The sequence below is a fragment of the Maledivibacter sp. genome, from assembly GCA_025210375.1.
Lineage (GTDB): Bacteria > Bacillota > Clostridia > Peptostreptococcales > Caminicellaceae > JAOASB01.
In genome coordinates, this window is the sequence record JAOASB010000052.1 from 340,680 (window position 1) to 364,191 (window position 23,512).

Annotated in this window: 24 protein-coding genes; 18 read left to right on the plus strand and 6 right to left on the minus strand. The window is 34.7% G+C overall.

Annotation, left to right across the window (positions count from 1 at the left end; genetic code table 11):
• Positions 1-144 precede the first annotated feature (144 nt).
• Positions 145-1,011 (plus strand): AraC family transcriptional regulator, encoded by an 867-nt coding sequence (locus tag N4A68_19170; protein ID MCT4566422.1) that lies wholly within the window; start codon positions 145-147, stop codon positions 1,009-1,011.
• Between the two features lie 329 nt (positions 1,012-1,340).
• Here the strand turns inward: N4A68_19170 and N4A68_19175 are convergent, their stop codons facing one another.
• Positions 1,341-2,051, minus strand: coding sequence for a DUF6320 domain-containing protein (locus N4A68_19175; GenBank protein MCT4566423.1), 711 nt, complete (start codon positions 2,049-2,051; stop codon positions 1,341-1,343).
• A gap of 13 nt (positions 2,052-2,064) precedes the next feature.
• Positions 2,065-3,345, minus strand: coding sequence for a hypothetical protein (locus N4A68_19180; protein MCT4566424.1), 1,281 nt, complete (start codon positions 3,343-3,345; stop codon positions 2,065-2,067).
• 357 nt (positions 3,346-3,702) lie between these two features.
• On the opposite strand from N4A68_19180, the gene N4A68_19185 reads away from it, so the two are divergent.
• The 7 genes from N4A68_19185 to N4A68_19215 all read left to right on the plus strand — a co-directional run bounded on the left by N4A68_19185 (position 3,703) and on the right by N4A68_19215 (position 9,821).
• The gene (locus N4A68_19185; protein ID MCT4566425.1) at positions 3,703-4,944 is read left to right on the plus strand and encodes an NAD(P)/FAD-dependent oxidoreductase; all 1,242 of its coding nucleotides are present in this window, start codon (positions 3,703-3,705) and stop codon (positions 4,942-4,944) included.
• A gap of 4 nt (positions 4,945-4,948) precedes the next feature.
• Positions 4,949-5,509, plus strand: a complete 561-nt coding sequence (locus tag N4A68_19190; GenBank protein ID MCT4566426.1) for a DNA-3-methyladenine glycosylase I — start codon at positions 4,949-4,951, stop codon at positions 5,507-5,509.
• 14 nt (positions 5,510-5,523) lie between these two features.
• Positions 5,524-6,018 carry a flavodoxin gene (locus N4A68_19195; protein MCT4566427.1) on the plus strand — a complete coding sequence of 165 codons (495 nt, stop codon included), beginning with the start codon at positions 5,524-5,526 and terminating at the stop codon, positions 6,016-6,018.
• A 317-nt stretch (positions 6,019-6,335) separates the two neighbouring features.
• A complete protein-coding gene (locus tag N4A68_19200; protein ID MCT4566428.1) occupies positions 6,336-7,430 on the plus strand; it encodes a YibE/F family protein in 1,095 nt (364 codons plus the stop codon).
• A 319-nt stretch (positions 7,431-7,749) separates the two neighbouring features.
• Positions 7,750-8,346: a DUF3793 family protein gene (locus tag N4A68_19205; GenBank protein ID MCT4566429.1), complete on the plus strand. Its 597-nt coding sequence runs from the start codon at positions 7,750-7,752 to the stop codon at positions 8,344-8,346.
• 363 nt (positions 8,347-8,709) lie between these two features.
• Positions 8,710-9,144, plus strand: a complete 435-nt coding sequence (locus N4A68_19210; protein ID MCT4566430.1) for a flavodoxin — start codon at positions 8,710-8,712, stop codon at positions 9,142-9,144.
• Positions 9,145-9,206: 62 nt separating this feature from the next.
• Positions 9,207-9,821 carry an HD-GYP domain-containing protein gene (locus N4A68_19215; GenBank protein ID MCT4566431.1) on the plus strand — a complete coding sequence of 205 codons (615 nt, stop codon included), beginning with the start codon at positions 9,207-9,209 and terminating at the stop codon, positions 9,819-9,821.
• 130 nt (positions 9,822-9,951) lie between these two features.
• Here N4A68_19215 and N4A68_19220 read toward each other — a convergent pair whose 3' ends face one another.
• Positions 9,952-10,656, minus strand: a complete 705-nt coding sequence (locus N4A68_19220; protein MCT4566432.1) for a Crp/Fnr family transcriptional regulator — start codon at positions 10,654-10,656, stop codon at positions 9,952-9,954.
• 109 nt (positions 10,657-10,765) lie between these two features.
• Between N4A68_19220 and N4A68_19225 the strand changes: the two genes are divergently transcribed.
• The 7 genes from N4A68_19225 to N4A68_19255 are packed head-to-tail and all read left to right on the plus strand — an operon-like array spanning position 10,766 to position 18,309.
• Positions 10,766-11,977 carry an ABC transporter substrate-binding protein gene (locus N4A68_19225; GenBank protein ID MCT4566433.1) on the plus strand — a complete coding sequence of 404 codons (1,212 nt, stop codon included), beginning with the start codon at positions 10,766-10,768 and terminating at the stop codon, positions 11,975-11,977.
• Positions 11,978-11,988: 11 nt separating this feature from the next.
• Positions 11,989-13,065 carry an iron ABC transporter permease gene (locus N4A68_19230; protein ID MCT4566434.1) on the plus strand — a complete coding sequence of 359 codons (1,077 nt, stop codon included), beginning with the start codon at positions 11,989-11,991 and terminating at the stop codon, positions 13,063-13,065.
• Positions 13,055-13,852 (plus strand): ABC transporter ATP-binding protein, encoded by a 798-nt coding sequence (locus tag N4A68_19235; protein ID MCT4566435.1) that lies wholly within the window; start codon positions 13,055-13,057, stop codon positions 13,850-13,852. Before N4A68_19230 ends, N4A68_19235 begins: the two co-directional genes overlap by 11 nt.
• A gap of 14 nt (positions 13,853-13,866) precedes the next feature.
• The gene (locus tag N4A68_19240; GenBank protein ID MCT4566436.1) at positions 13,867-14,625 is read left to right on the plus strand and encodes a nitrogenase iron protein NifH; all 759 of its coding nucleotides are present in this window, start codon (positions 13,867-13,869) and stop codon (positions 14,623-14,625) included.
• Positions 14,622-15,935, plus strand: a complete 1,314-nt coding sequence (locus N4A68_19245) for a hypothetical protein (protein ID MCT4566437.1) — start codon at positions 14,622-14,624, stop codon at positions 15,933-15,935. Before N4A68_19240 ends, N4A68_19245 begins: the two co-directional genes overlap by 4 nt.
• 10 nt (positions 15,936-15,945) lie before the next feature.
• Positions 15,946-17,097, plus strand: a complete 1,152-nt coding sequence (locus N4A68_19250; protein MCT4566438.1) for a nitrogenase component 1 — start codon at positions 15,946-15,948, stop codon at positions 17,095-17,097.
• A 24-nt stretch (positions 17,098-17,121) separates the two neighbouring features.
• Complete coding sequence (locus tag N4A68_19255) at positions 17,122-18,309, plus strand: ABC transporter substrate-binding protein (protein MCT4566439.1); 1,188 nt, start codon at positions 17,122-17,124, stop codon at positions 18,307-18,309.
• 203 nt (positions 18,310-18,512) lie between these two features.
• Here N4A68_19255 and N4A68_19260 read toward each other — a convergent pair whose 3' ends face one another.
• The 3 genes from N4A68_19260 to N4A68_19270 are packed head-to-tail and all read right to left on the minus strand — an operon-like array spanning position 18,513 to position 20,929.
• Entirely contained in the window at positions 18,513-19,460 is a 948-nt protein-coding gene (locus N4A68_19260; GenBank protein ID MCT4566440.1) for an ABC transporter substrate-binding protein, read from the minus strand.
• Positions 19,435-20,226: an ATP-binding cassette domain-containing protein gene (locus tag N4A68_19265; GenBank protein MCT4566441.1), complete on the minus strand. Its 792-nt coding sequence runs from the start codon at positions 20,224-20,226 to the stop codon at positions 19,435-19,437. The genes N4A68_19260 and N4A68_19265 overlap by 26 nt, the downstream gene beginning before the upstream one ends.
• Positions 20,219-20,929 carry a hypothetical protein gene (locus N4A68_19270; protein ID MCT4566442.1) on the minus strand — a complete coding sequence of 237 codons (711 nt, stop codon included), beginning with the start codon at positions 20,927-20,929 and terminating at the stop codon, positions 20,219-20,221. The genes N4A68_19265 and N4A68_19270 overlap by 8 nt, the downstream gene beginning before the upstream one ends.
• 109 nt (positions 20,930-21,038) lie before the next feature.
• Here N4A68_19270 and N4A68_19275 point away from each other — a divergent pair, with 109 nt between their 5' ends.
• The 3 genes from N4A68_19275 (at position 21,039) to N4A68_19285 (ending at position 23,500) form a co-directional block, all read left to right on the plus strand.
• On the plus strand, positions 21,039-21,680 hold the full coding sequence (locus tag N4A68_19275) for a Crp/Fnr family transcriptional regulator (GenBank protein ID MCT4566443.1): 642 nt from the start codon (positions 21,039-21,041) through the stop codon (positions 21,678-21,680).
• A 106-nt stretch (positions 21,681-21,786) separates the two neighbouring features.
• Complete coding sequence (locus tag N4A68_19280; protein MCT4566444.1) at positions 21,787-22,758, plus strand: PhnD/SsuA/transferrin family substrate-binding protein; 972 nt, start codon at positions 21,787-21,789, stop codon at positions 22,756-22,758.
• Positions 22,730-23,500, plus strand: coding sequence for an ABC transporter permease subunit (locus N4A68_19285; GenBank protein ID MCT4566445.1), 771 nt, complete (start codon positions 22,730-22,732; stop codon positions 23,498-23,500). Before N4A68_19280 ends, N4A68_19285 begins: the two co-directional genes overlap by 29 nt.
• Positions 23,501-23,512 lie beyond the last annotated feature (12 nt).

Sequence of the window (23,512 nt, forward strand, 5' to 3'; positions counted from 1 at the left end):
CAGCGGTTTTTTCTGTTGACTTTTTATTCCCCCAAACCGACTTGAGACTTTCCCACACATAAACTATACTGTTAGATAACAGCACAAAATGACAGGAAATAGTTTTTATCATCGCCTATAATATTATTTAAAGGAGGCAGGAACTTGAAATGGCTAAGTAGGTTGACCAATGCTTTGGATTATATTGAGGAGAATATTGAGGGCAAAATAGATATTTATGAGGTGGCTAAAATATCTTATTCATCACCATCTCATTTTCAAAGAATGTTTTATATGATAATGGATGTAACCATAGCAGAGTACATAAGAAAGAGGAAACTCACACTGGCGGCCCAGGAATTAGCTACATCTAGAGCTAAAGTAATAGATATAGCATTCAAGTATGGTTATGAGACACCAGAAGCTTTTAGCAAAGCCTTTAAAAATCTTCATGGTATACCGCCATCTGCGGCGAGACGACCGGGAATCAAATTAAAAGCCTATCCACGCCTTTCCTTTCAGATATCCATTAAGGGAGATGAGAATATGGATTATAAAATCATTGATAAGGATGCATATAAATTAATTGGAAAAAGTATAAGAGTATCTACTAAGGATGGAGAAAATTATATTAGGATACCAAAATTTTGGGAAGAATTTAATCGAAAAGGACTAAACAATAGGATAATGGAATTAACAGAAAAGAAAGATATGCTGGGCATATGTACGGATTATTGTGAAGACCTTCAGGAGTTGACTTATATAATAGCCGTTGAAAAAACAAAGGATGTTGAGCTGGGGGAATTTGAGGAATTTGAGATACCTCCATCCACATGGGCCGTATTTCAATCAATAGGGTCTATTCCTGATGCAATCCAAAGGGTATGGAAAAGAATTTATTCTGAGTGGTTTCCAGCAACGGGCTACGAACATTCCGGAGGGCCCGAAATGGAACTATATCCTAATGAAGGACTTTCTCCAAATGATGACGACTATAGATGCGAAGTGTGGATACCGATAATAAAAGATTAGAAAAGATACAGATAGTCAATGGAGCATATGACAGTTTCCATTGACTATTTGTTTGAGATTTATTTTAAGATTCACCCTAAACTCTCTATATAGAAGTGTGATTCTGAAAATTAATAAAAAGAACGTTCAATCCGACAAGAATATAGAGAAAACTTTATCTTCAAGCTTTGAGAAAAATTCTAACGCTCCCGTGAGGCGTCCATGCCTCATGGTCGCTGCAATGACGTCCTGTCATTTCTACGAATTTTTCACAAATCTTTCAGATAGTTTTCTTACTATATTCTTGAAGTCATTCTCTTTTCTTTTTATTAATTTTCTTAGTTACACATCTATATATGAAACTTTCTCTCTAGCTTAATTTTATATTTCTCAGGGAGTCCATAATGCAGATAGAGAAATAAAATGGATATTGGGAGCAAAGACAGGGTAACAATTATGGACCAATATAATTTTACAAATTGGTTTGTATGTAATGAAATAAAAGCCTCTATTACTATGCAACTGACGGTAAGGGCCAGAAGAATATAGGATACTATGTTAAGCCCTTTCTTTTTAGTTCGCTTAAAAAGATGAGCGAATATGATTGTAGTTAATGCAGCTATAAGAACGCATGGTAGGCCAATAGGTATAAACCATTCCAATTTGCCATTAAGTATATCTAAGAAATACAATAGAATTATGGTTGTGATACTTATTCCAATCACTGAAACCTTAAATTTAGGTATAAATCTAAATAAAAAGAATAAATAAATCCAGCTTGCTATTATACTGGCGGCACTGTACCTTGACCAAGTTAACTTACCTTCAAGTGAAAAATTCTGAAAAAACATAAGTTCAACAGAAGTTAAAAGAATTACTGAAATTATTATAAATATCCTTCGTTTACGTTTCTGAACCTTAGTAGGGTAAGAATTTTGTGGTGAAGGAAATCTATCTTCATTTCTTTCTTCTGGTTCTATTAAGGGGATATCAAAATCACATAGTGGACATTTTCTTACATTATAATCAACCTCAATACCGCATTTTGAGCAATAAGGCATATATACTCACTCCCTAATTCGTTTCAATTTTAACTGGTATATTCATTTTCCTCATTTTTCTAAAGAAAATCCTTTCCACATCCTTGGTATTTGTTAGTTTGCCAAAGGATATATATAGTTTATCTCTATAGCTAATGGAAGCTAATTTTATAATATTTCCTTGGCTTGGGGGAGGATAGAATTCAAACCTTTCAATATATTCTTCAATCTCCCTTGGTAAACTTATTTTTCCTATATTTGAAAAGCCGCTGGTATAACGACTCTCAGCAAAAACATTATATATTATGGGCATAATCATATTCTTTAATGCCAAAGGGAACAGCCTAAGTATAATGGATAATTCACTTTTTACATTCATTGTTATTTGCTGACTTATGTATCTTTTATCAACCTTAGCCTTCATAAAATGATGGACGTATTTGATGATTTCTTCAAAGCTATATACTCCAAGCCTAGGATCTATACTAGGAGTTACACTCATGAAAAAATTACGCATTGTTTTAGATGGATACATGCTTCTTAAGTTTATGGGAACATTAAGTATTATGGGCTTTATTAGCCGATTTCTCTTCTTAGGGGGCAGAGAATATATTACCTCTAAGATCGAGTGAAAGTAAAGGGCTAAAAGAAATTCAGTTAATGTAACATCAAATTCTCTCGCTTTTTCCAGTATGACTTTGACAGGGACTATACCCGTCACTATATGGTATATACCCTTAGATTCTAAAGGAAATGGGAACTGAAAAGCCCTATCATTTTTGCGTGGCTTGGGAATTTTCTTATTATAGTATTTTCTAAAAGCATCTTCATATTCTTCGTTATGGGGTTCTTGGGTGTATCTAAAAAATCCTTCCCCTCCCTTTATATTAAATTCTTTTAATCTAAAGTATTCTATAATCAGTGATTTAAGGAATATCAATGCACCAGTTCCATCGGTTATAGCATGGGAAAATTCCACTGAAATCCTTCGATTATAGTATAAGACCCTAAAAGGAAATCTACTCTTCTTTTTTACCTCCATGTTCATACATGGATAAAAGGTTTCCTTTTCTACCTTAGGAACCTTATCTGTATTTACAAAGTAATACCAAAAGACTCCTGCTTTGAGGTTAACTTGAAAATAGGGGAACCTTGGCATTAGATTATCAAGGGCCTTTTCTAAGACTTGGGGATCAACCATTTCAGTTAATGTGGCAGAAAATCTAAATAAAGTGCTTACTCTTGAAGACATTATAGATGGATATAACTTGCCGGCATTATCAAGGCGAAACCAGCTATTTTTTCTATAGGACATTGTTAGTAACCTCCAAGCTTATCATGGGTTATTTATATATGACTATTATATACTATATAGGGTTTTCATAGTATAACTTAACTTATACATGGACAAATATGCGATGTTTCTGGGCATTTTGGACTTGTATAAGTTAAAGTCTATACTAAAATCCCTATATAGGGTTTTCATAGTATAACTTAACTTATACTTAAATCCCTAGGGTTTCAATTTAATAAAATAAATATGCTATCTATAATTAGGGACTTCTTTAGAAAATAATTTTTGTTTCTTTGTAAAAATATAAAACTTATAACCAAAAGAGAGACATAATAATATAAAATAGTATATAGTAAGCCCATTATTGGAGGTAAATAAATGAAAAATTATGATGTAATAATTATTGGAGCAGGTCCAGCAGGGTTATTTGCTGGTATAAATTCAGGAGGAGAAAATAGAAGGGTCTTGATTCTAGAGAAAAATTCCTCTGCTGGAAAAAAGCTTTTGATATCTGGAGCAGGACAGTGCAATCTTACCCATGATGGGAGAATTATGGACTTTCTAAATTACTATGGAGATAATGGTAGGTTTTTAAAGCATTCCCTATTAAATTATACAAATGATGATTTACTGAACTTCTTTAGAAATAAAGGCTTGGATTTTATAAGTAATGAAAACGGGAAGATATTTCCAAGTACCCTAAAGGCAATAGATGTTCTAAATATATTGCTTCAAGAATGCGAGCGGAAAAAAACTGACATAAAATATAATCAAAGAGTAGAAGATGTTGATTATAATGAAAAGGACTTGAGCTTTTTTGTTAAAACGAATGGTGAAGAATATAAATCAAAATATTTAGTTATAGCCACTGGGGGCAAATCCTATATCAATACTGGTTCTACCGGTGATGGATATATCTTTGCAAAAAAACTTGGACATAGTATTGAAAAAACCATGCCCTCACTTACGCCAGTATATATAAAGGATTATCCCTTTTCTGAGCTTTCAGGGATTTCCTTTGAAGGTATACCAATTACTCTATGGAGAAATAATAAAAAGATTAAAGCATTTAAGGGAGATATCCTTTTAACCCATAGGAATATTTCTGGACCTGGAATCCTAAATTTCTCTAGGTATATTTTACCCGGCGATATAATTAAAATTAATTTTGTTGGAGCAGATAATGAGGAAGGATTTAGATCTAGGTTTATAGAAGATATTCAACAAAATGGTAAATTAATGGTAAGGACAATGCTAAAAGAATATTTCCTGCCAAAGAGATTTATTGATAATCTATTGAAGCTTGCTGGTATTGATGAAAATTTGAAATGTGCTGAGTTAAATAAAAAAACAAGAAATAATTTAATAGGAAAGCTTATGGGTTTTCCTATGGAGGTAAAAGCCCTAGGAGATTTTCATATTGCCATGGCTACAAGGGGAGGAGTATCCTTAAAGGAGATATATCCTAAGACATTAGAATCCCGTATTGTTACAGGATTATACTTTGCTGGGGAAGTTCTTGATGTAGACGGGGACACCGGTGGGTATAATATTCAAGGGGCCTTTTCAATGGGAAAATTGGTGGCAGAATCTATTATTAAAAGTATCGGGGGAGTATAAAATAATGGAAAAAAGATGTGATTGGGCTGGCAGTGATCCTATATATATCCAATATCATGATAAGGAGTGGGGAGTTTCAGTACACGATGATAGGAAGCATTTTGAGTTTATTATTTTAGAAGGAGCCCAGGCTGGTTTGAGCTGGATAACTATTTTGAAGAAAAGAGAAAACTATATAAAAGCCTTTGATAACTTTGATCCTCAAAAAGTAGCTGAATATGATGAAAATAAAATCAATGAGCTTCTAAATAATGAAGGAATAATTAGAAATAAGAGGAAAATTGAGGCTGCTGTGGCCAATGCCAAGGCTTTCTTAAAGGTACAAGAAGAGTTCGGGAGCTTTGATAAATACATATGGCAATTTGTTGGAGGAGAAACTATAAAAAATAGCTGGGAAATCTTAGATGAGGTTCCTGCTAAGACATGTGAATCAGAAGCTATGAGTAAGGATTTGAAAAAGAGGGGTTTTAAATTCGTAGGGCCGACTATTTGCTATGCCTATATGCAAGCCACGGGAATGGTTAATGATCATTTAGTGGATTGCTTTAGATATAAAGAAGTATAGAGAGGAGCGTTAATATGGAAGGGAAAGATTTGAAAAAACTTGTTATATTTTATTCTCTAGAAGGAAATACGAGATTCATAGCAGAAGGCATTAAGGAAATAACTGGAGCAGATTTATTAGAGCTTAAACCCATAAAGAATATAGATTCAGGAAAATTCATGAAATATATTTGGGGTGGAAGACAAGTTATTACAGGGAAAAAACCAGCTTTAAAATCCATCGATAAAAATCCAGATGATTATGACCTAATATTCCTTGGCTCCCCAATATGGGCAGGGAAATATGCTCCCGCTGTTGGTTCTTTTCTAGATAAAACAAAAATAAGTGGAAAGAAGGTCGCTTTCTTCTTTTGCCATGCGGGAGGAGGAGGTAATAAAGCATTTAAGATGCTAAGGGAAGAACTAAAGGATAATGAGATTTTAAGTGTAATGGAGTTTAAGGACCCATTAAAAAATGGCAAAGAAGAAGCCAAATCACAATTGAAGAAATGGATAGAAGAGATTATTTAAAAATAAAGAAGGGGCTGTCTCAAAGGACCAATTTTTTAATTCAGCCCCTGGGTGTTTCAAAATGAATGAATTTCGAGGTTTTAAAATTACACCGGCTTGGCTAGTACTTATGTACGTGCCAAGCCGGTGTAATTTCAAATAACAAAGAAATTCGTCATTCTGAGACACCCTCTTTATAGTTTTGACTGGAATTTCTATACCTATAACTCAAAAACTAGATAGATAGGAGCAATGTTTTTGATAGGGACAAATTATAATAACTAGGTCTATTTGTTAGCTCCTAATCATAGTTATAAATATGAATAGGAGGGGACTACATGACTAAAAGGATTTTCTTGCTTATTATTATCTTCTTTTCATTGGTAAGTATTGTGTATGCTGAAGAAGAAGGGTTAATAAAGGCAGAAGTATTGAATGTAGAAGAATACTCAAATAATGGAATCAAAACAAAGGTTGTTAAGGTCAAAATACTTGAGGGAGAGTATAAGGGAAAAGGAATTAATATACAATATATACCCGTTGAATATTCTTCCAATAGCTATGATCTTAAAAAGGGTAGCAGGGTTTTAATAAAGCTTGAGCTTGATGAAAATAGAAAAATAAAGGGAAGAATTATAAATGTGTCTAGAGAAGATCATCTAAGGATATTAGGGGGAATCTTCTTAGGGTCAGTAATTATATTTGGCGGTTTAAAGGGAATTCTTTCAGTGACTTCATTGGGGGTAACGGGATTTATAATAGTTAAGATAATGATCCCCTTAATAGTAGAAGGTCACAATCCAATATTTATATCAATCGTAAGCACAATAATTATTATACTGATAAGCTTTATTCTCATTTCAGGCTTTACTAGAAAAAGCCTTGTCGCCATACTGGGGACAGTGGCAGGAACTATTACGGCTGGGTTACTGGCCAAGATATTTACAGATTTATGTGCAATAACTGGATTTGGTAGTGAAGAGGTAAACTTTTTGATAACACATATGAATATAGTAATAGACTATAGGGGTCTATATTTCAGCGGTGTTCTTATAGGTGCTATAGGAGTAGTAATGGATGTAAGTATGTCAATAACCTCAATGATTTTTGAAATAAAAACCCATAATCCAAGCGTAGGCTTTGGAGGATTAATTAATTCGGGGCTGAAGGTAGGAAAAGATATAATGGCAACTATGGTAAATACACTTATATTAGCCTATGTAGGGGGTTCAATGCCCATACTCTTAGTATTTCATTTTATGAGGATGCCCATCAACGGGCTTATAAGTACAGAGATGTTGGCCACTGAGATAATTAGATCACTTTGCGGTAGTGTTGGATTGATATTGACGATACCATTTACTTCAATAATTGCAGCCATGATGGTACCCCAAAAAAAATATAAAAGAAGAGCCCATGTATATAAAAGATAGACAGTTCTAAGTAAGAGCTGTCTATTTTTTATTAATTTAGGAAATTGCATAATTACTTTCTATAACAACCATCCATAGCATATAGTTTTAAAATCCTAAAAGCTAAACCATCAATTATGCTTATATTTTAAGGGATTAAATCAAGGATTATATTCCCATATGTAACCTAGCCTATTAAGAGTTATAAAATTCCCTCAATGAAAAAAACAAAAAAATATGTAAGAAAATATTTACAAGGAGCAAATGGTGTGGTATTATTTAATTGATATTGATAATTATTATCAATGTTTTTCATCAAATTAAAGGGGGAAAAATAAAAGTGCCTAAATGTACTGAAACCTGCTTGTTAGCCTATAAAACAAATGACAATTTTATCGGATGGCTTGTTGAAATATTAGGGCCAGTACTTATAGGTTCAAAGCCTGCTGAATTGCTTAGCTTTCCAAAGCATGATAAGCACGTTCTCAGAAAAATTGAGGATATACATAAGCATATAGGAAAATGTAAAAGGATCACATACAAGTTATTTAATTTTAAAAATAATAGTATAAAAATCCTATTCTATAATCCTAAAGCTTTAGATAAAAATTTAAAGGATTTTAGAAATATGAAATTTTTAAAAACCCTAGGGTATCCTCGAAGATATGATTTAGATACCTATGTAGAATTTATTGTAGAAAAAATGAGAAATGGTGTAATTCCCCATGAAATAGGAGTCTTCTTAGGATATCCATTGAAGGACATAATGGGATTTATAGGGCATCCCTCCCTAAAGCTTACTAAAATTAATGGGTGGAGAGTTTATGGAGACCCTACCTTATCAGACAAAAGGCTCAATGAATTTTTAGAAGCTAAAAGCAGGATAAGAAAGCTTCTTCAATCCAATAAGCCGGAAAAACTTTTGGCTTTTATATAGAAGTCATTAAGAGAGCAAATTGCATAATTACTTTCTATAAAAACTATTTGCTGCATGTAGTTTTAAAATCCCTAAAGCTATACCATCAAATATGCTTGTATCTTAAGTAATTAAATTAAGGATGATATTCGCATATGCAATTTCCTCAAGATACTTGTTCAGTTTCTATATAAAAATCAGTTAAGTTTATATTCAAAAAACTGTGCTATTAAGCTGTAATGTAGAGATTCTAGTTAAAAATTTAATTTATATATATCAAAAATCCCCAGAAACATTGGATGCTTGCATATGTACAGATTAAGATTTATCCTAGACTCTCTATATATTTCAGCAAAATATATATATAAAATGGAGGTAATTTAAATGAAAAAAGCAACTATTATATACTGGAGTGGTACTGGTAATACTGAAATGATGGCAAATGCCGTTGCAGAAGGAGTAAAGGCTATAGGAAATGATGTAGAGGTAGTTAGTGTAGAGGATGCCAATAAAGATATGGTTATAAATTCTGAATTGATAGCTCTTGGCTGCCCATCTATGGGAGCAGAAGTTTTAGAGGAAGAGTTAATGGAGCCCTTCGTTGAGTCCCTTAGTGATGTAGATTTTTCAGGTAAGAAAGTTGCTCTATTTGGTTCTTATGACTGGGGCGATGGAGAATGGATGAGAAGCTGGGCAGAAAGAATGAAAGAATATGGAGCTAGTTTAGTGGAAGAAGAAGGTTTAATCGTTCACTTAACTCCCGACGATGAGGGTATAGATGATTGTAAGGCATTAGGAGAGCAGTTAGCAAGGGCATAAATAATTCCCTAGGGAATTGGTAAAACAAGTGCAATTGTTATATGGTTTCTACGGAGGATGAAATGGTTCATGATATAGAAGAACTATCAGAAGACTTTGAAGTGTATCATGATATAATCCAGTGTTTAGTAGGAGCGCTTGAGGCAAAGGATTTATATACAAGAGGACATTCCAATAGAGTAGGGGATATGTCATACGAGCTTGCAAAGTGTATTGGAATAAAAGGAGAAGAACTTAATACTATACATATAGCTGGACATTTACATGATATAGGAAAAATCGGTGTACCCGATAAGATATTGAATAAAAAGGGGAAGCTTAGTGAAAGCGAATGGAAGGCAATCAAAAGACATCCTAGAATTGGTAGCGATATTCTAGATTGCTCCGATACTCTTAGGGTCATATCTAAGCTTGTTCTACATCATCATGAAAGATGGGATGGTAAAGGATACCCCTGTGGTTTAAAGGGAGAAGATATTCCCTTAGGATCTAGAATTATAACTATATGTGATTCTATAGATGCTATGATATCACAAAGAGCTTATAGGAAACCCATGTCTTGGGAAACATGCAAAAAAGAAATTCAAGATAATAAGGGTATACAATTTGATCCCTTTATAGTTGAATCAATGGATGTATTGTGGGAATATTGGCAACAAAGGTATTATTGCAAATAGATATGTATTTTTCCCTTTATAAGGGGCTGGCTATAAAAAGTATATCTTAAGCTTAACCCCATGGTGTTTCACGATGAATGAAGTTAAAGATTCTAAGATTCATTCATCGAGGGATGCCTTTTTTTTATTTTTAACTGCATCTATTATTCAAAATATCGATCAGCTTTTTGGAATCAATGGTAATGACACCATTATTTTTCACTTCGATTGCACTATTATCGGCAAGGGCATTAAGTTCACGGTAAAATGAAGTTCTACCTATACCTAAGTATTCACAAAGAGTACTTTTAGGTAGATTTAGACAACAATCCCTTGAAGAAGTTTTGGAGCATTCATTAAGTAAAAAGTGACAAATTTTCTGCTTGTTGTTGGATAAATTGAAAAATACGATCTTTGATATCAAAAACTTTATACGTCCATTCATATAGTTTAAATAGTTCTGAAGTAATATGGGTGAGTTTTTTAATAATGTCAGCAAACAATCTTCATTTATAAATAGAACCGTAGAATCTGTATTGGTTATGAAAGTAATTATTTCATGACTGTCATTATTTAAAAAGTAGGATAATCCAAAAACCTCCGAGGGCCTAATACATCTCAAGGGTAGGTGATTTCCATTTTCATAAAATATATTTACTGTTATTTCCCCCGATAGTAAAATGCCAATTCCTTTGAAATCGTGGTCAAAATCTAATAAAATTGACTTCTTCAAGTAGTTTCTTTTGAAGCAGCCCATGTTCAATATATTTTCTCTGGTATCTTTAGTAGAGATATTTTCAAATAAAGGGCAGCTATTGAGGGAATCTAATTCTTTGTCGTTTAAAATAATATCCATAAAAAAACCTCCATTGTGTTCCATCTGAAACAGATATTGAATTCAATAGATATTATACTATTAACGATAATGAAAATCAATATCAAACACAACTATAGGAGGTTGACGTATGAAAAAAAGAATTAGTGTATTTTTAATGTTGATATCATGCATTGCACTTGTAAGTATGGTAAGTGGATGTAGTAATAGCTCACCTGAAACAAAACCAGTACAAAAAGAAGAACAGGCTTCTGATAAAAATGAAGTAAAAACAGAGGATACAAATGAATCATTGGATAAACAAGCATCGGATGTGAAAGGGAAAACTATTATTGATCAAAATGAACGGGAAGTTGTTTTACCAGAAAAAACTGATAATGTAGTTATGACGGCGTTACCTTTACCTAGTATATATGCCCTTACTGGAGAATCCGTTGATAAAATTGTGGGCATGCATCCTGGGTCTAAAAGTGCCATAGAAAATTCTATCATGGGCAAGATGACGCCAGAACTCATAAATAAAGAAACAGGCTTCATAGAAGGAACTGATTTGAATATAGAAGAGGTGCTTAAGCTTGAGCCTGATATTGCATTTTATTGGGGTTCATATACAAATCAGCAAGAGCAATGGGAAAAGGCAGGCATACCTGCAATTGCAGTTAAGACACAGGGTGGAGGAGATGCCCTTGAAACCTTAAGCTCATGGCTCAAAATATTTGGAAAAGTCTTTGATAAAGAGTCTAAAGTAGATGAAGTAATAAAATATGGAGAAAAAACCTTAGCTGATATTCAAACAAAAACCGATGGAATTGCAGATGGGGAAAAATCAAAATCAGTAATATTATTTAAGCATAGTGAATCAGAGATTGTAGTACCTGGAAAAGGACATTACGGACAATTTTGGATTGAAGCAACGGGAGGATACAATGTAGCACGTGAGATTAATGTTACAGCTAATGTTAATATGGAGCAAGTCTATAAGTGGAATCCGAAGATAATATTCATTAGTAGCTTTACTGAAACCATGCCCCAGGATTTATATGATAATAATATAAAAGGACAGGATTGGAGTAAAGTAGATGCAGTGAAGAATAAAAGAGTATATAAAATACCCGTTGGGGTTTATCGTTGGTATCCACCAAGTGGAGATGTGCCTCTAATGATGAAGTGGATGGCCAAGCATCAGTATCCCGAGCTTTTCGAGGATTTGAATATGAAGGAAGAAACAAAGCAGTATTATAAAACTTTTTATAACTATGAATTAAAGGATGATGACGTAGAAGGTATTTTAAATCCTGCTAAAGAAGCTGCTAATGGTACCGGAGGGTTATCAAAACAGTAAGGAGAAGGTTTATGGATTTAACAGAAAAGGTATTGGGTGATATATCGCAAATAGAAGAGAGTGAAGTTAAGAAAAAAAGAAAAAGAACTATGGTGTTTACGGGTATGATAGTTGCGGCTATAGGCTGTATGTTGATTTCCCTATGCGTAGGAAGGTATAGGGTTACACCTTTGACGGCATACAAGGTACTTTTGTCAAAGATTATTCCTGTAAAACAAAGTTGGAGCGACATAGAGGAAACTGTTATTCTAAATGTCAGGTTACCTAGAATTATTTTAGCCATGTTTATTGGAGGAGGCTTATCAGCTGCCGGGGCTTCAAATCAAGCTATGTTTGGCAATCCCCTGGTAAGCCCCCATATTCTAGGGGTATCCTATGGTGCAGGATTAGGTGCCGCATTAGGGATATTATTATCCGGTAATATAGTTATTATACAGACTATGGCCATTATATTTGGTATATTAGGCATTATGCTGACCTACACAATCAGCAAGAAGAAATCTGGTATGCAGCTTTTTATGCTCGTATTATCAGGAACCATTGTCGGTGCATTATTCCAAGCTTTGATTTCCCTAATAAAATATGTTGCAGATCCAGAGGAAAAGCTACCTACTATTGTATATTGGCTGATGGGAAGCTTGTCGGGAACATCCGCAACTGATTTGAAATTGGGAATACCATTGATCACAATTGCGCTTGCAATGCTTTATATCATTAGGTGGAAGATGAACATATTGTCTTTACATGAAGATGAAGCGAAATCCTTGGGAGTAAATGTAAATAGGCTAAGGACTATTATAATTATTTCTACAACCGTTATTTCTGCCACAGCTGTGTCCCTATGTGGGATTATAGGATGGATTGGGTTAGTCATCCCCCATTTAGCTAGAATGATGGTAGGAAATAATCATAAGTATCTTATTCCAGCTTCCATATGCTTAGGTAGTTTTTACTTACTTATTATAGATAATATAGCAAGAACTATTACAGCCGCTGAAATACCATTATCAATATTGACTGCCATAGTAGGAGCGCCATTTTTTATCTTTTTATTACGTAAAACAGGAGGAAAATGGAATGATGCTTAAAGTAGTTAACGGTACATATGGGTATGATAAAGGCCCAAATCTTTTTTCAAATCTAAGCTTTAAGGTTGAAACGGGAGAAATACTTACTATACTTGGGCCTAATGGTGTAGGGAAAACGACCTTACTGAAATGTATATTAGGACTATTTAAATGGAGAAAAGGGAATACAATTATAAATGATTTAGAAGCAGATAAGATAACGGCTTCGGAGTTTTGGAAGGATATAAGCTATGTACCCCAAGCTAAAAGCATGATATTTCCATATACTGTATTGGAAATGGTCTTGATGGGAAGAGCGCCTTATCTAGGATCAATGTCTTCACCCCGTAAAGAGGATATAGCTATTGCCAAAAGAGCCATTGAAGAGGTGGGGATATCAAGGTTAATGTACAAATCCTGTGGGGCCATAAGTGGTGGGGAGCTTCAGTTGGTACTCATAGCCAGGGCATTGACTTCAGCTCCCAAAATATTGGTCTTAGATGAGCCAGAATCTAATTTGGATATGAAGAATCAGCTTTTAGTGCTTGGGATAATAGAAAAGCTCAAGAAGGGAAAAAACATTTCTTGCATTATCAATACCCATTATCCTAATCATGCACTGCGTATTTCCGACAACACATTGATGTTAGGTGGAAATGGCAGACATCTATTTGGGAATACCCGTGAAATTATTACAGAAGAGAATATTAAGGCATTCTTTGAAGTGAAAACTCGAATAATTGAATGGGAAAATGAGGGGGAAAAAGCACAAATGTTGTTTCCTGTAAAGCTGGCAAATGAAATATAAAGGGGAGTAGTGTTATGAGAAAAATTGCTGTATATGGTAAAGGTGGGATAGGTAAGTCTACAATAACTAGCTCCTTAGCGGCGGCAATATCACAATTGGGTTATAGGGTTGTACAGATTGGCTGTGACCCAAAGGCAGATTCCACGATTAACCTTACCAATGGTAAAAGGCTAACACCTGTCATCCAATATCTAAAGGAGAATGGTAGCTGTGAGTCTTTAGATGAGATCGCTGTTAAAGGATATAACGACATAGTCTGTATAGAGGCTGGAGGACCTACGCCTGGTATTGGATGTGCAGGACGAGGAATAATTATGGCATTTGAGACCTTGGAGGATTTAGATGCCTTTGAGGAATTTAAACCGGATTTCGTATTTTATGATGTTCTAGGAGATGTAGTTTGTGGTGGCTTTGCAATGCCTATTAGAGATGGATATGCAGATGAGGTTATTATCGTTACATCGGGTGAAAAGATGGCCTTATTTGCAGCGGGTAATATAAAGATGGCTATTGATAGCTTTGGAGATAAGGGCTATGGCAAACTACGAGGGGTGATATTGAACAAAAGAAATATTGAGAATGAGGAAGAAATCGTTTCAAAATATGTAAAGGACATGGATACTAAAATCATAGGCATTATACCGAGGGATGGAAATATTCAAAAATATGAAGAACAAAACATGACTGTTATTCAAGGAGATATGGAATTGCCTATATCACATAAGATAATGGATATAGCAAAATCTATTGTTGAAGGTAGTGAAATTCAATGAAGAAAGAAATATTCAGCATACCTATAACTAATTTAAAGGAAGAAGTTAGAAATAGGGGTAATAGAATCTATCCTGAAGATGCCTTGCATTATTGTTCACCTAGTGTTGGGGGTTGGGGAGTGGTAAGAGTCGCCTGTCTAGTGCCAGAGTCCGTGGTATTGTTTGTTATACCACAGGGGTGTGGAAGACATGGGGCAATAGCATCCATGATGCACGACTACAATAAACAATTATTCTATCTGTATATGTCTCAAGTAGATATAATTACAGGCGAGCATATGAATAAGATCGATAAAGCAGTTGAGTCAATACTAAACAAGGTAGAAAAAAAACCAAAGGCCCTTGTTTTATGCTGTACATGTACCGACGATTTATTAGGTTCAGACTATGAAGGCAAAGCAAAGGTTCTAGAGGAAAAGTTTGATATAGATGTACGGATTGGACGAATGAATCCTATTAGAAAAGAAAGTAAAAGACCACCGGAGTTAATGATTCAGAAAACCATTTATGATTATCTAGATGAAGTACCAAATGAAAAAAAGGATACTATTAATATTATAGGGAGCTTCAACGGTTTTGCCAAGGACTGTGAAATCAATGATATCCTTAGACAAGCTGGTATGGAAGATATCCTTCACATAAGGGATTTCAAGACCTATGAACAATATCATGGGATGAGTAGGTCAAAGTATAATCTACTAATAAAGCCCGGGGGGAAAATGGCAGTCAAAGAAATGAAAAAAAGGTTTAAGATACCCTTTGCCGATGTACCAGTGGCCTATAGACTAGATGGAATAGAAGAGAACTATATGAAAATAGAGCAGCTTTTAGGAAAATCCCTTGAATATAAAAAATATAGAAAAGCCGCCGAAGAAATAATACGTGATAAGGTGAAAACACTTGGAAGATTATCTGTAGCCGTTGGAGCCACAGCAAATGCATGTCCCTTTGAGCTTGCTAGGGAGTTAGTGGAAAGAGATTTTCATGTACCCTATATTTTTGCAGATCAGCTTCTTCCTTCCGATGAAGTACATGTTGATTGGCTTAAAGAAAATGCACCCTATATAACGGTATATTCTACCATGAGTCCCACGATGGCATTTTTCTTAGAAGAAAAGAAAAAAGTGGATTTAGCCATAGGTTTCGATGCAGGATATTTTTGCTGCGGTTCAAAAACAGTTCCCTTATCTTTAGATGAACAGCTTTATGGGTATGAAGGTACTAAAATATTATATTCTAGAATGCTAGAAGTTTTTGAGAATCCCCAGGACTTAAAGAAAGAAATGTATCAATCGGGAATGGTAATTTAAGGAGGCAAACATGAAAGGATTATATAGTGTATTACCGCCCTTTGCACCGGACTATTCTGGAGTCAGTTCAGTATTTTTTGAATTGGGTGGAGTAATGGTTATAAATGGTGCAGATGGTTGTACGGGAAACGTAACTGGATATGATGAACCAAGATTTTATAACAGCTCAGCCTGTGTTTGTAGCTCTGGACTTAGGGAGATACATGCAGTGACAGGGGATGAGAGCTTTATTATTGAGCGACTCAAAAATGAAAAAGGGGAGTTTGTTGCATTGGCATCTACACCTACACCCGTTGTTATAGGTATGGATCAAATGGCCCTTGCCCAGAAAATTTCTTCGGAGCTTGGTGTCCCCGTTTATCATTTTGACACAACAGGGACCTATACATATGAAAAGGGAGCGTCGGAGGCCCTTGCCACAATTGCTGAAAACATGTTAATTGATACTGATGAAAAAATAGATGATAGTGTTAATCTCTTGGGGGTGACTCCCCTAGATTATTGGAATGAAGCTCAGCTTGAAAATATCAAAGGAGCTTTGAGGGAAAGGGGAATACATATTAATTCTTGTTGGGCTATGGGTTCGTCCTTAGAAGAAATTAGACATTCACTAAAGGCTAAGGTCAATCTTGTACTTTCCATATCTGCCCTTGAGGCGGCAAGGATTATGAAGAAAAAATATGATATGCCCTATGTAATAGGTGTTCCTATTGGAGCAAATTATTCCGATGTGGTGGCGGATGAAATCAAGGGAAATATAGATTCAGATACAAAGAAAAAAGAGATAATGAAAAAGGCGTCTAATGTAAATAAAATCCTTATTATAGGGGATCAAGTCCTTTCCAATTCCATAAGAAATGCAATAAAACTTGAATATGACATTGAGGATATAAAGGTAGTATCCTTTTTTCATATGGACAGGGATTTAATGGAAGACACCGATGAATTTATTGATTCAGAGGATTGTTTAGAGGAATTACTAAAAAAATCTGACTTTGATCTAATTATTGGAGATCCATTATTCAAAAAATTTCTTAGTGCAGATGAAAAGAAAAATTATGTTGAACTACCTCATTTAGCCGTGTCTAGTCGATTATATTGGGATAACTATGTCTGTCATACCGGGGAAGCCGGTATGGAGTTTCTAAGAAAGTCAATATAAAAAAAATGTGAGGAGGTACATGGAATGAAGAAATTGATTACCATAACTTTAATGGTAATACTTGGGATATCCATTGTTGGATGCAAGGCAGAAACAAAGGATGATGTGACAAATGCTAGTGAAACTAAGAACAAAATAGAAGAAAGTAAAGATGCCACAGCTCAAAAACAAGAAAATGAAAAGGAAACAAAGTCAAGGGTAATAATAGATCAAAATGGTCGTGAAGTCGAGATGCCAGATAAAATTGAGAGAATTGTTACAGGAAGGATATTACCATTTCCTGCTGTTTGGTTTTTAGCTACTGGATCTACAGATGAAATTGTAGGAATTCATCCCGCATCAAAAAGTGCAGCGGAAAACTCAATACTCAAAAAAATGGCTCCATCTATATTAGAAGCTAAAACAAATTTCATACAGGGAAATGAAATGAACATTGAGGAGATATATAAGTTGAATCCTGATATTGTTTTTATGTATGGAGACTCAGGTAATAAATTGGATGAAATTGAAGGCAAGGGTATAAATGCGGTTGGAATAAAGACTATGTCCATCGCCAAGGGTGATTCCGTAGAAACTCTTAATTCTTGGTTGGAGCTGCTTGGTCAGATGACTAATCAAGAGGAAAGAGCTGGAGAAATAATTGACTATGGACGAAGAGTGCAACAGGGGATTGACAAGAAATTGGAGTCCATGGAAGAAGACAAGAAAAAGAAAGGACTAATGATCTTTACTTATGCCGATAAAGGTATAGTTGTTTCCGGTAAAGGATTTTTTGGAAATCACTGGCTAAAGGCTACCGGTGCTGTTGATGTGGCAGAAAATGATATCAATATAAAAAGTGCTGTAAATATGGAGCAAATATATAAATGGAATCCAGAGATTATTTACATAACCAACTTTACTGATGTACAGCCCGAGGATTTATACAATAATACAATTGATGGACAGGATTGGAGTAAAGTAAAGGCTGTACAGAACAAGCAGGTATATAAGATACCCCTTGGAATATATAGATGGTTCCCTCCCTGTGGAGATTCACCCCTTATGTTAAAGTGGCTGGCACAAAAGAATTATCCTAAAATATTTAATGACTATAAAATAGAGGATGAAATAAAGACCTACTATAAGGAATTTTATGATTATGAGCTGACCGATGATGAAGTAAATAAAATACTAAATCCATCGAGAGCAGCCTCTGAAGGATATAATTAGAATAGTACTAAGGCGTCGAAGGACGCCTTAGGCTGTTGACAAATCCGAATTTCTTCGTTGTTGCTTCAGCCCAGAACCCTTACGTATGTTTGTATACGCTACGGCCTCTGGGTTTCAGCACGCCTCGAACTTCAAATTTCTCAACTGCCTGACATCTTGTTGACTTTGTCAACAATCTGAGGCGTCGAAAGACGCCTTTATTTCTATATTATCATTTCATAGTGTTTCTCACACAAGGAATAAAAATAATCATCATCAAAGTCATGTAAAAACTCCCAATTAGGATACAGTAATCTGCAATCATTTTCTTTAGCTAAATGTGGAAGCTCCACATGGGGGTCACATGGAATTACGGCACCCGCCGATGTTAAAAGTTCTTGATGGGATTTTCCAAGGATATTTTCCAGTATCCATTTAGTACATAAAGGATCGCTATCCTTTTTAAAAGCATAATATGAGGGGATTGCCACGGCACCTTCTCTAGGCCATATGGCAGTGATATTGTTTATTCCCGATCTCATTGCAAATATGGTTGGAACAATGGATATAGGAGCTTCACCAGTCATGACCTTTCTAAAGGCGGCAGCTGGCATACTAGTAATAATGCTATTTTTTGCAAATTCCTCAGCCTTTTCTTTTCCATATAAATACCATATAGATTTTAGTAAAGACCTACCGGCAGAGTTATGTATCCCTCCAAAGGCTATTTTGTTTTTATAATATGGATCAAGTAATTCCTCGAAGCTATGGGGGATTTTTTCCTCTGGAATTAAATTTTTATTTACCACAAATATAAGTGGAATTATGATAAAAGGAGCAAAAATCCCAGAAGGATCAACGATATTAGAGTTTGATATTTCAGCTCTTAAAGGCATTGAGCCCCTTATATTAGAAAACCTGTCACTCTCACTTGGGATTAGACCCTTATCTTGAAAAATATCTAAATCTGTTGAAATAACTAGATCGGCTTTTATAGTATTTTCAGATAAATCCTCCATAATTTTTTCTCTCAATCCCATTCTTCTTCCTAGACCATAGTATTCAAAAACTATACTATCTTCTTTTTTTGAATCCTTTAAGGAATCACCTATATATTTTTCTTCCTTTGTACTTAAAAGGCATACATTATTCCAATACACTTTGAAGCTCATAACATCCCTCTTTCTTTAATTCTTTTCCTATTCGCAAATCATTTCTAATTCCAGCTGTTATTTTATTAATATCGTGGAGATCTTTAAGTAAGCCTACCTCATATTGATTTCTATTTATTATTTTTGATATACCGCCATTCTTCATTACTATTCTTTTATCACCATATAGGGCCAATAGGGGGTCATGGGTAACAACGAGAACGATTTTATGGGAATCTACAAGAATTTCCATAGCTTTTAGCCTATCAATACCGGCGTTCTCAATTTCATCGATCAATATTATGGGAGTGGTTCCGTTTATAGCCACGTCGGCTATCATTAAGGCTCTGGATTGTCCTCCACTTAGCTTAGTCAATGAATAGTCTCCATGGATTTTTTCCCCACTAAGCTCGTTGGCACATTGGATGATTTCCTGGGTGGATTTACTTAAGTTATTAAAATTAGTACACTGTAAACGCATTTTAAGAAAACTTTCTACGGACATGTCCAGTATAAAATGCATGTTTTGTGATAAATGGGATACGAGTCTATTTTGATAGCTGGTTCTATAATCATCCGGGGAAAGACCATCATCAAGAAGAATTTTACGTTTGGTAAGTCCAAAACCATCACTTAGGCATTCAATATCTTCAATCAACTGGGTTTTACCTGAGCCAGTGGGGCCAACTATAGTATAAATATTACCCTTTTCTAGGGTGAGCCTTTTCACTGGCTCTTCACTTCCTGTTTTGTCATTGCCTCCAACAATCATTAACCTATTAAACATAACTAAATTCACTTCCCTTGGAAAAATCCATTTTATTTATAATTCCCTGTTGATAAGTATTTCCTATTCTTATTTCACCCACACAATAGGAGCATGTTGCACTTGGCATGCTGTGACGAAGGGAGTCCCCTTCAATGGTGTCATAATCGGAAGAATTTAAGATGACATTGCCTATTTTTTGGCTTCCAAACCCGCTTAATCCATTGGCCTCTAAAATCTTTGCATTAGGATTAAGACCCATTAGATTATATACAAATACTTCTCTTTCTGCCTGTGAAACCATATCAACCTTTGATATGAGGATGATATCAGCCGTTGTCACTATTGGGCCTAGCTTTTCAGGAACCTTTATACTCGATAAGCAGTCGATTACACATATATTTAATGCACGATCGATAAATGGAGCGCATCTATTGCACAGGCCTGCGGTTTCAACAATGAGATAATCTGCTCCCTTTTCCTTAGCCCAATTGAAGATTTCTATAATATTTATTGCTAAAAAGTGATCTGGACATAAATTTTCACTTAAGCCAGTGATTACTGGAATATTCAAAGCTTCATATATTTTTTGATCATCGCTTTTTAAACAATCTAATTTAGCTACCGCCATTTTTATATCAAGACCCTTTAAATACTTTATGGTTTTAAATAGAATTGATGTCTTTCCTGAGGCTGGGGCTCCAGCTGTGATAATTATTTTCATAAAGCACCTCCAAAACGATAATGATAATCTCTTGCAATTATGAATAAAGTATAATATAATCTTTGAAAGGAATCTGTCTTATATAAGACATTTTGGGGAGAAAAATAATATGTATGATATAATTAAAGGTAATCCCATCTTTGATGGAGTCAGTGAGGACCAACTGAAAAAAATATTTAACAAAATACATCACAGGATAGTTAAATACTCTAAAGGGGAAACTGTATTTACAGAATCTGATTTTAAGCCTTCAATGGGTATCATATTAAGGGGAATGGTAGAAGCCCAAAAGCTTCATTATTCGGGAAAGGTTATAATTCTTAATAGAATGAACAAAGGAGATATTTTGGGTATATCTGCACTTTTTAATAATAAGAATTACTATCCCTCTAGGATCGTGGCAAAAAATAATTGTAAAATACTTTTTATATCCCAGGAGGAATTACTAAAGATATTTGAAATGGACTTTACTATTTTACAGAGGTATTTGTCCTTTATTAGTGACAAAATATATTTCCTAAATAAAAGAATAGAGGGTTTTACCTATGAAAGCATTCAAGAAAGGGTGCTTTGCTTTCTTGAAAGTGAGAGGGAAAGACAAGATAATCAAGATGAAATAGTCATAAGATATTCTAAACAGGAGTTGGCAGAATATCTATGTATAAGCAGGGCTTCACTATATAGAGTTCTTAATGATCTAGCAAAGGAAGGCTTAATCAAATGGGAGAAGAATAAAGTTAAGTATCTTTAATACTCCTAAATAGTACTTATTTTTTTGACAATATTAAAGTCGTTGACAACTATATAAAAAAGTGTTAAATTGATAATGATTATCAAAGAACTGAGGGGGGAATAAAATGAATAAGCTATTTAAATTTACTGCCGTGGGGTTAATAATTATTTTATCTGTAATGGCCTTTGCCGGTTGTTCTAGCACGACAAAGGTTGCTACTTTAAAAGGCCCTACGGGTATGGGAATGGTAAAAATGATGGAAGATAGCGAGACAAAGGGAAGCAATGGAAATTACGAATTTGTAGTATCTGGGGCCCCAGATGAATTGGTAGGAAAGGTTATAAATGGAGAAGTTGATATTGCTGCTTTGCCAACAAATCTAGCATCTATTATTTATAAAAAAACAGAAGGACAAATACAGCTGGCGGCAGTGAATACAATGGGTGTTTTGTACATACTTGAGAATGGAAATGAAATAAAGAGCATAGCTGATTTAAAGGGTAAAAAGATATATGCCAGTGGTAAGGGAGCTACTCCCGATTATGTACTTAGATATGTTTTAAAGAAAAATGGAATTGATCCCGACAAGGATGTGGAGATAGATTTTTCCATGCAGCATGCTGATCTAGCAGCAATGGTTGCAGCAGGCGATGCCGCCATAGCACTTTTACCTCAGCCCCATGTTACCGTAGCCCTTATGAAAAATAAGGATATGAGAATCGCACTGGATATGACTGAACAATGGGAAAAGGTATCGGGAGATGAAAGTAAGCTTGCCATGGGTTGCATAGTTGTACAGAAGGATTTTGCTGAGAAACATAAGCAGACCCTAGATAAGTTTTTAGATGAATATAAGGCTTCAGTTGATTGGGTAAATGCAAATAATACCGATGCGGGTGCTTTAATAGAAAAGCACGGTATCCTTCCTAAAGCAAAGATAGCCGAGATGGCGATACCAAAATGTAATATTGTATTTGTTGATGGAAAGGCTTCTAAGGATATGTTACATGGATTTTATGACATACTTTTTAATTTCAATCCTAAATCAATAGGAGGAGAAGTTCCAGGTGGAGAATTTTATTATATCAAAGAATAATAAAATAACTAAAATATGGGTCTTGGTATTTTGGATATTAGTTTGGGAGATAGCTTCTTTAATAATAAGTAAAGAGGTGTATCTCCCTTCACCTATTAGTACATTAAAGGCATTAATGGGGTTAATAGTACAAGTGAAATTTTGGAATAGCGTTTTTATGTCTATACTCAGGGTAGCAATGGGATTTATTATTTCCTGTATAGGTGGAATACTTATTGGAATAATTTGTGGACTTAATAGATTTTTTTATGAGCTTTTCAACCCCCTGGTAATAACAATAAAATCTACTCCAGTCATATCCTTCATAATCATTGCACTTATATGGTTTGAAGCTGGTAATGTCCCTATCTTCATATGTTTTTTAATGTGCTTCCCAGTCATTTGGACCAATGTGGTTCAAGGTATAAGAGGTGTAGATGGGAATTTACTTGAAATGGCAAAAATATATAATGTAAAAAAATCCTTAGTTATAAGGGATATTTACGTACCTTCCATTACGCCCTATATTTCAGCTGGGATTACCATGAGCCTTGGATTAGGTTGGAAGGTTACTGTGGCTGCAGAAGTGCTAAGCAGTCCCAAATTTGCAATAGGAATGCATCTATATAATGCCAAAGTATACTTGGAAACTCCCGAGGTATTTGCTTGGACGGGTGTAGTTATATTACTTAGTTTTGGATTTGAGTATCTATTTAAATCCATGATTAAAAAGAGGCGATTATTAAACCCAGATTATTCATAGTAAGTTTAAAAA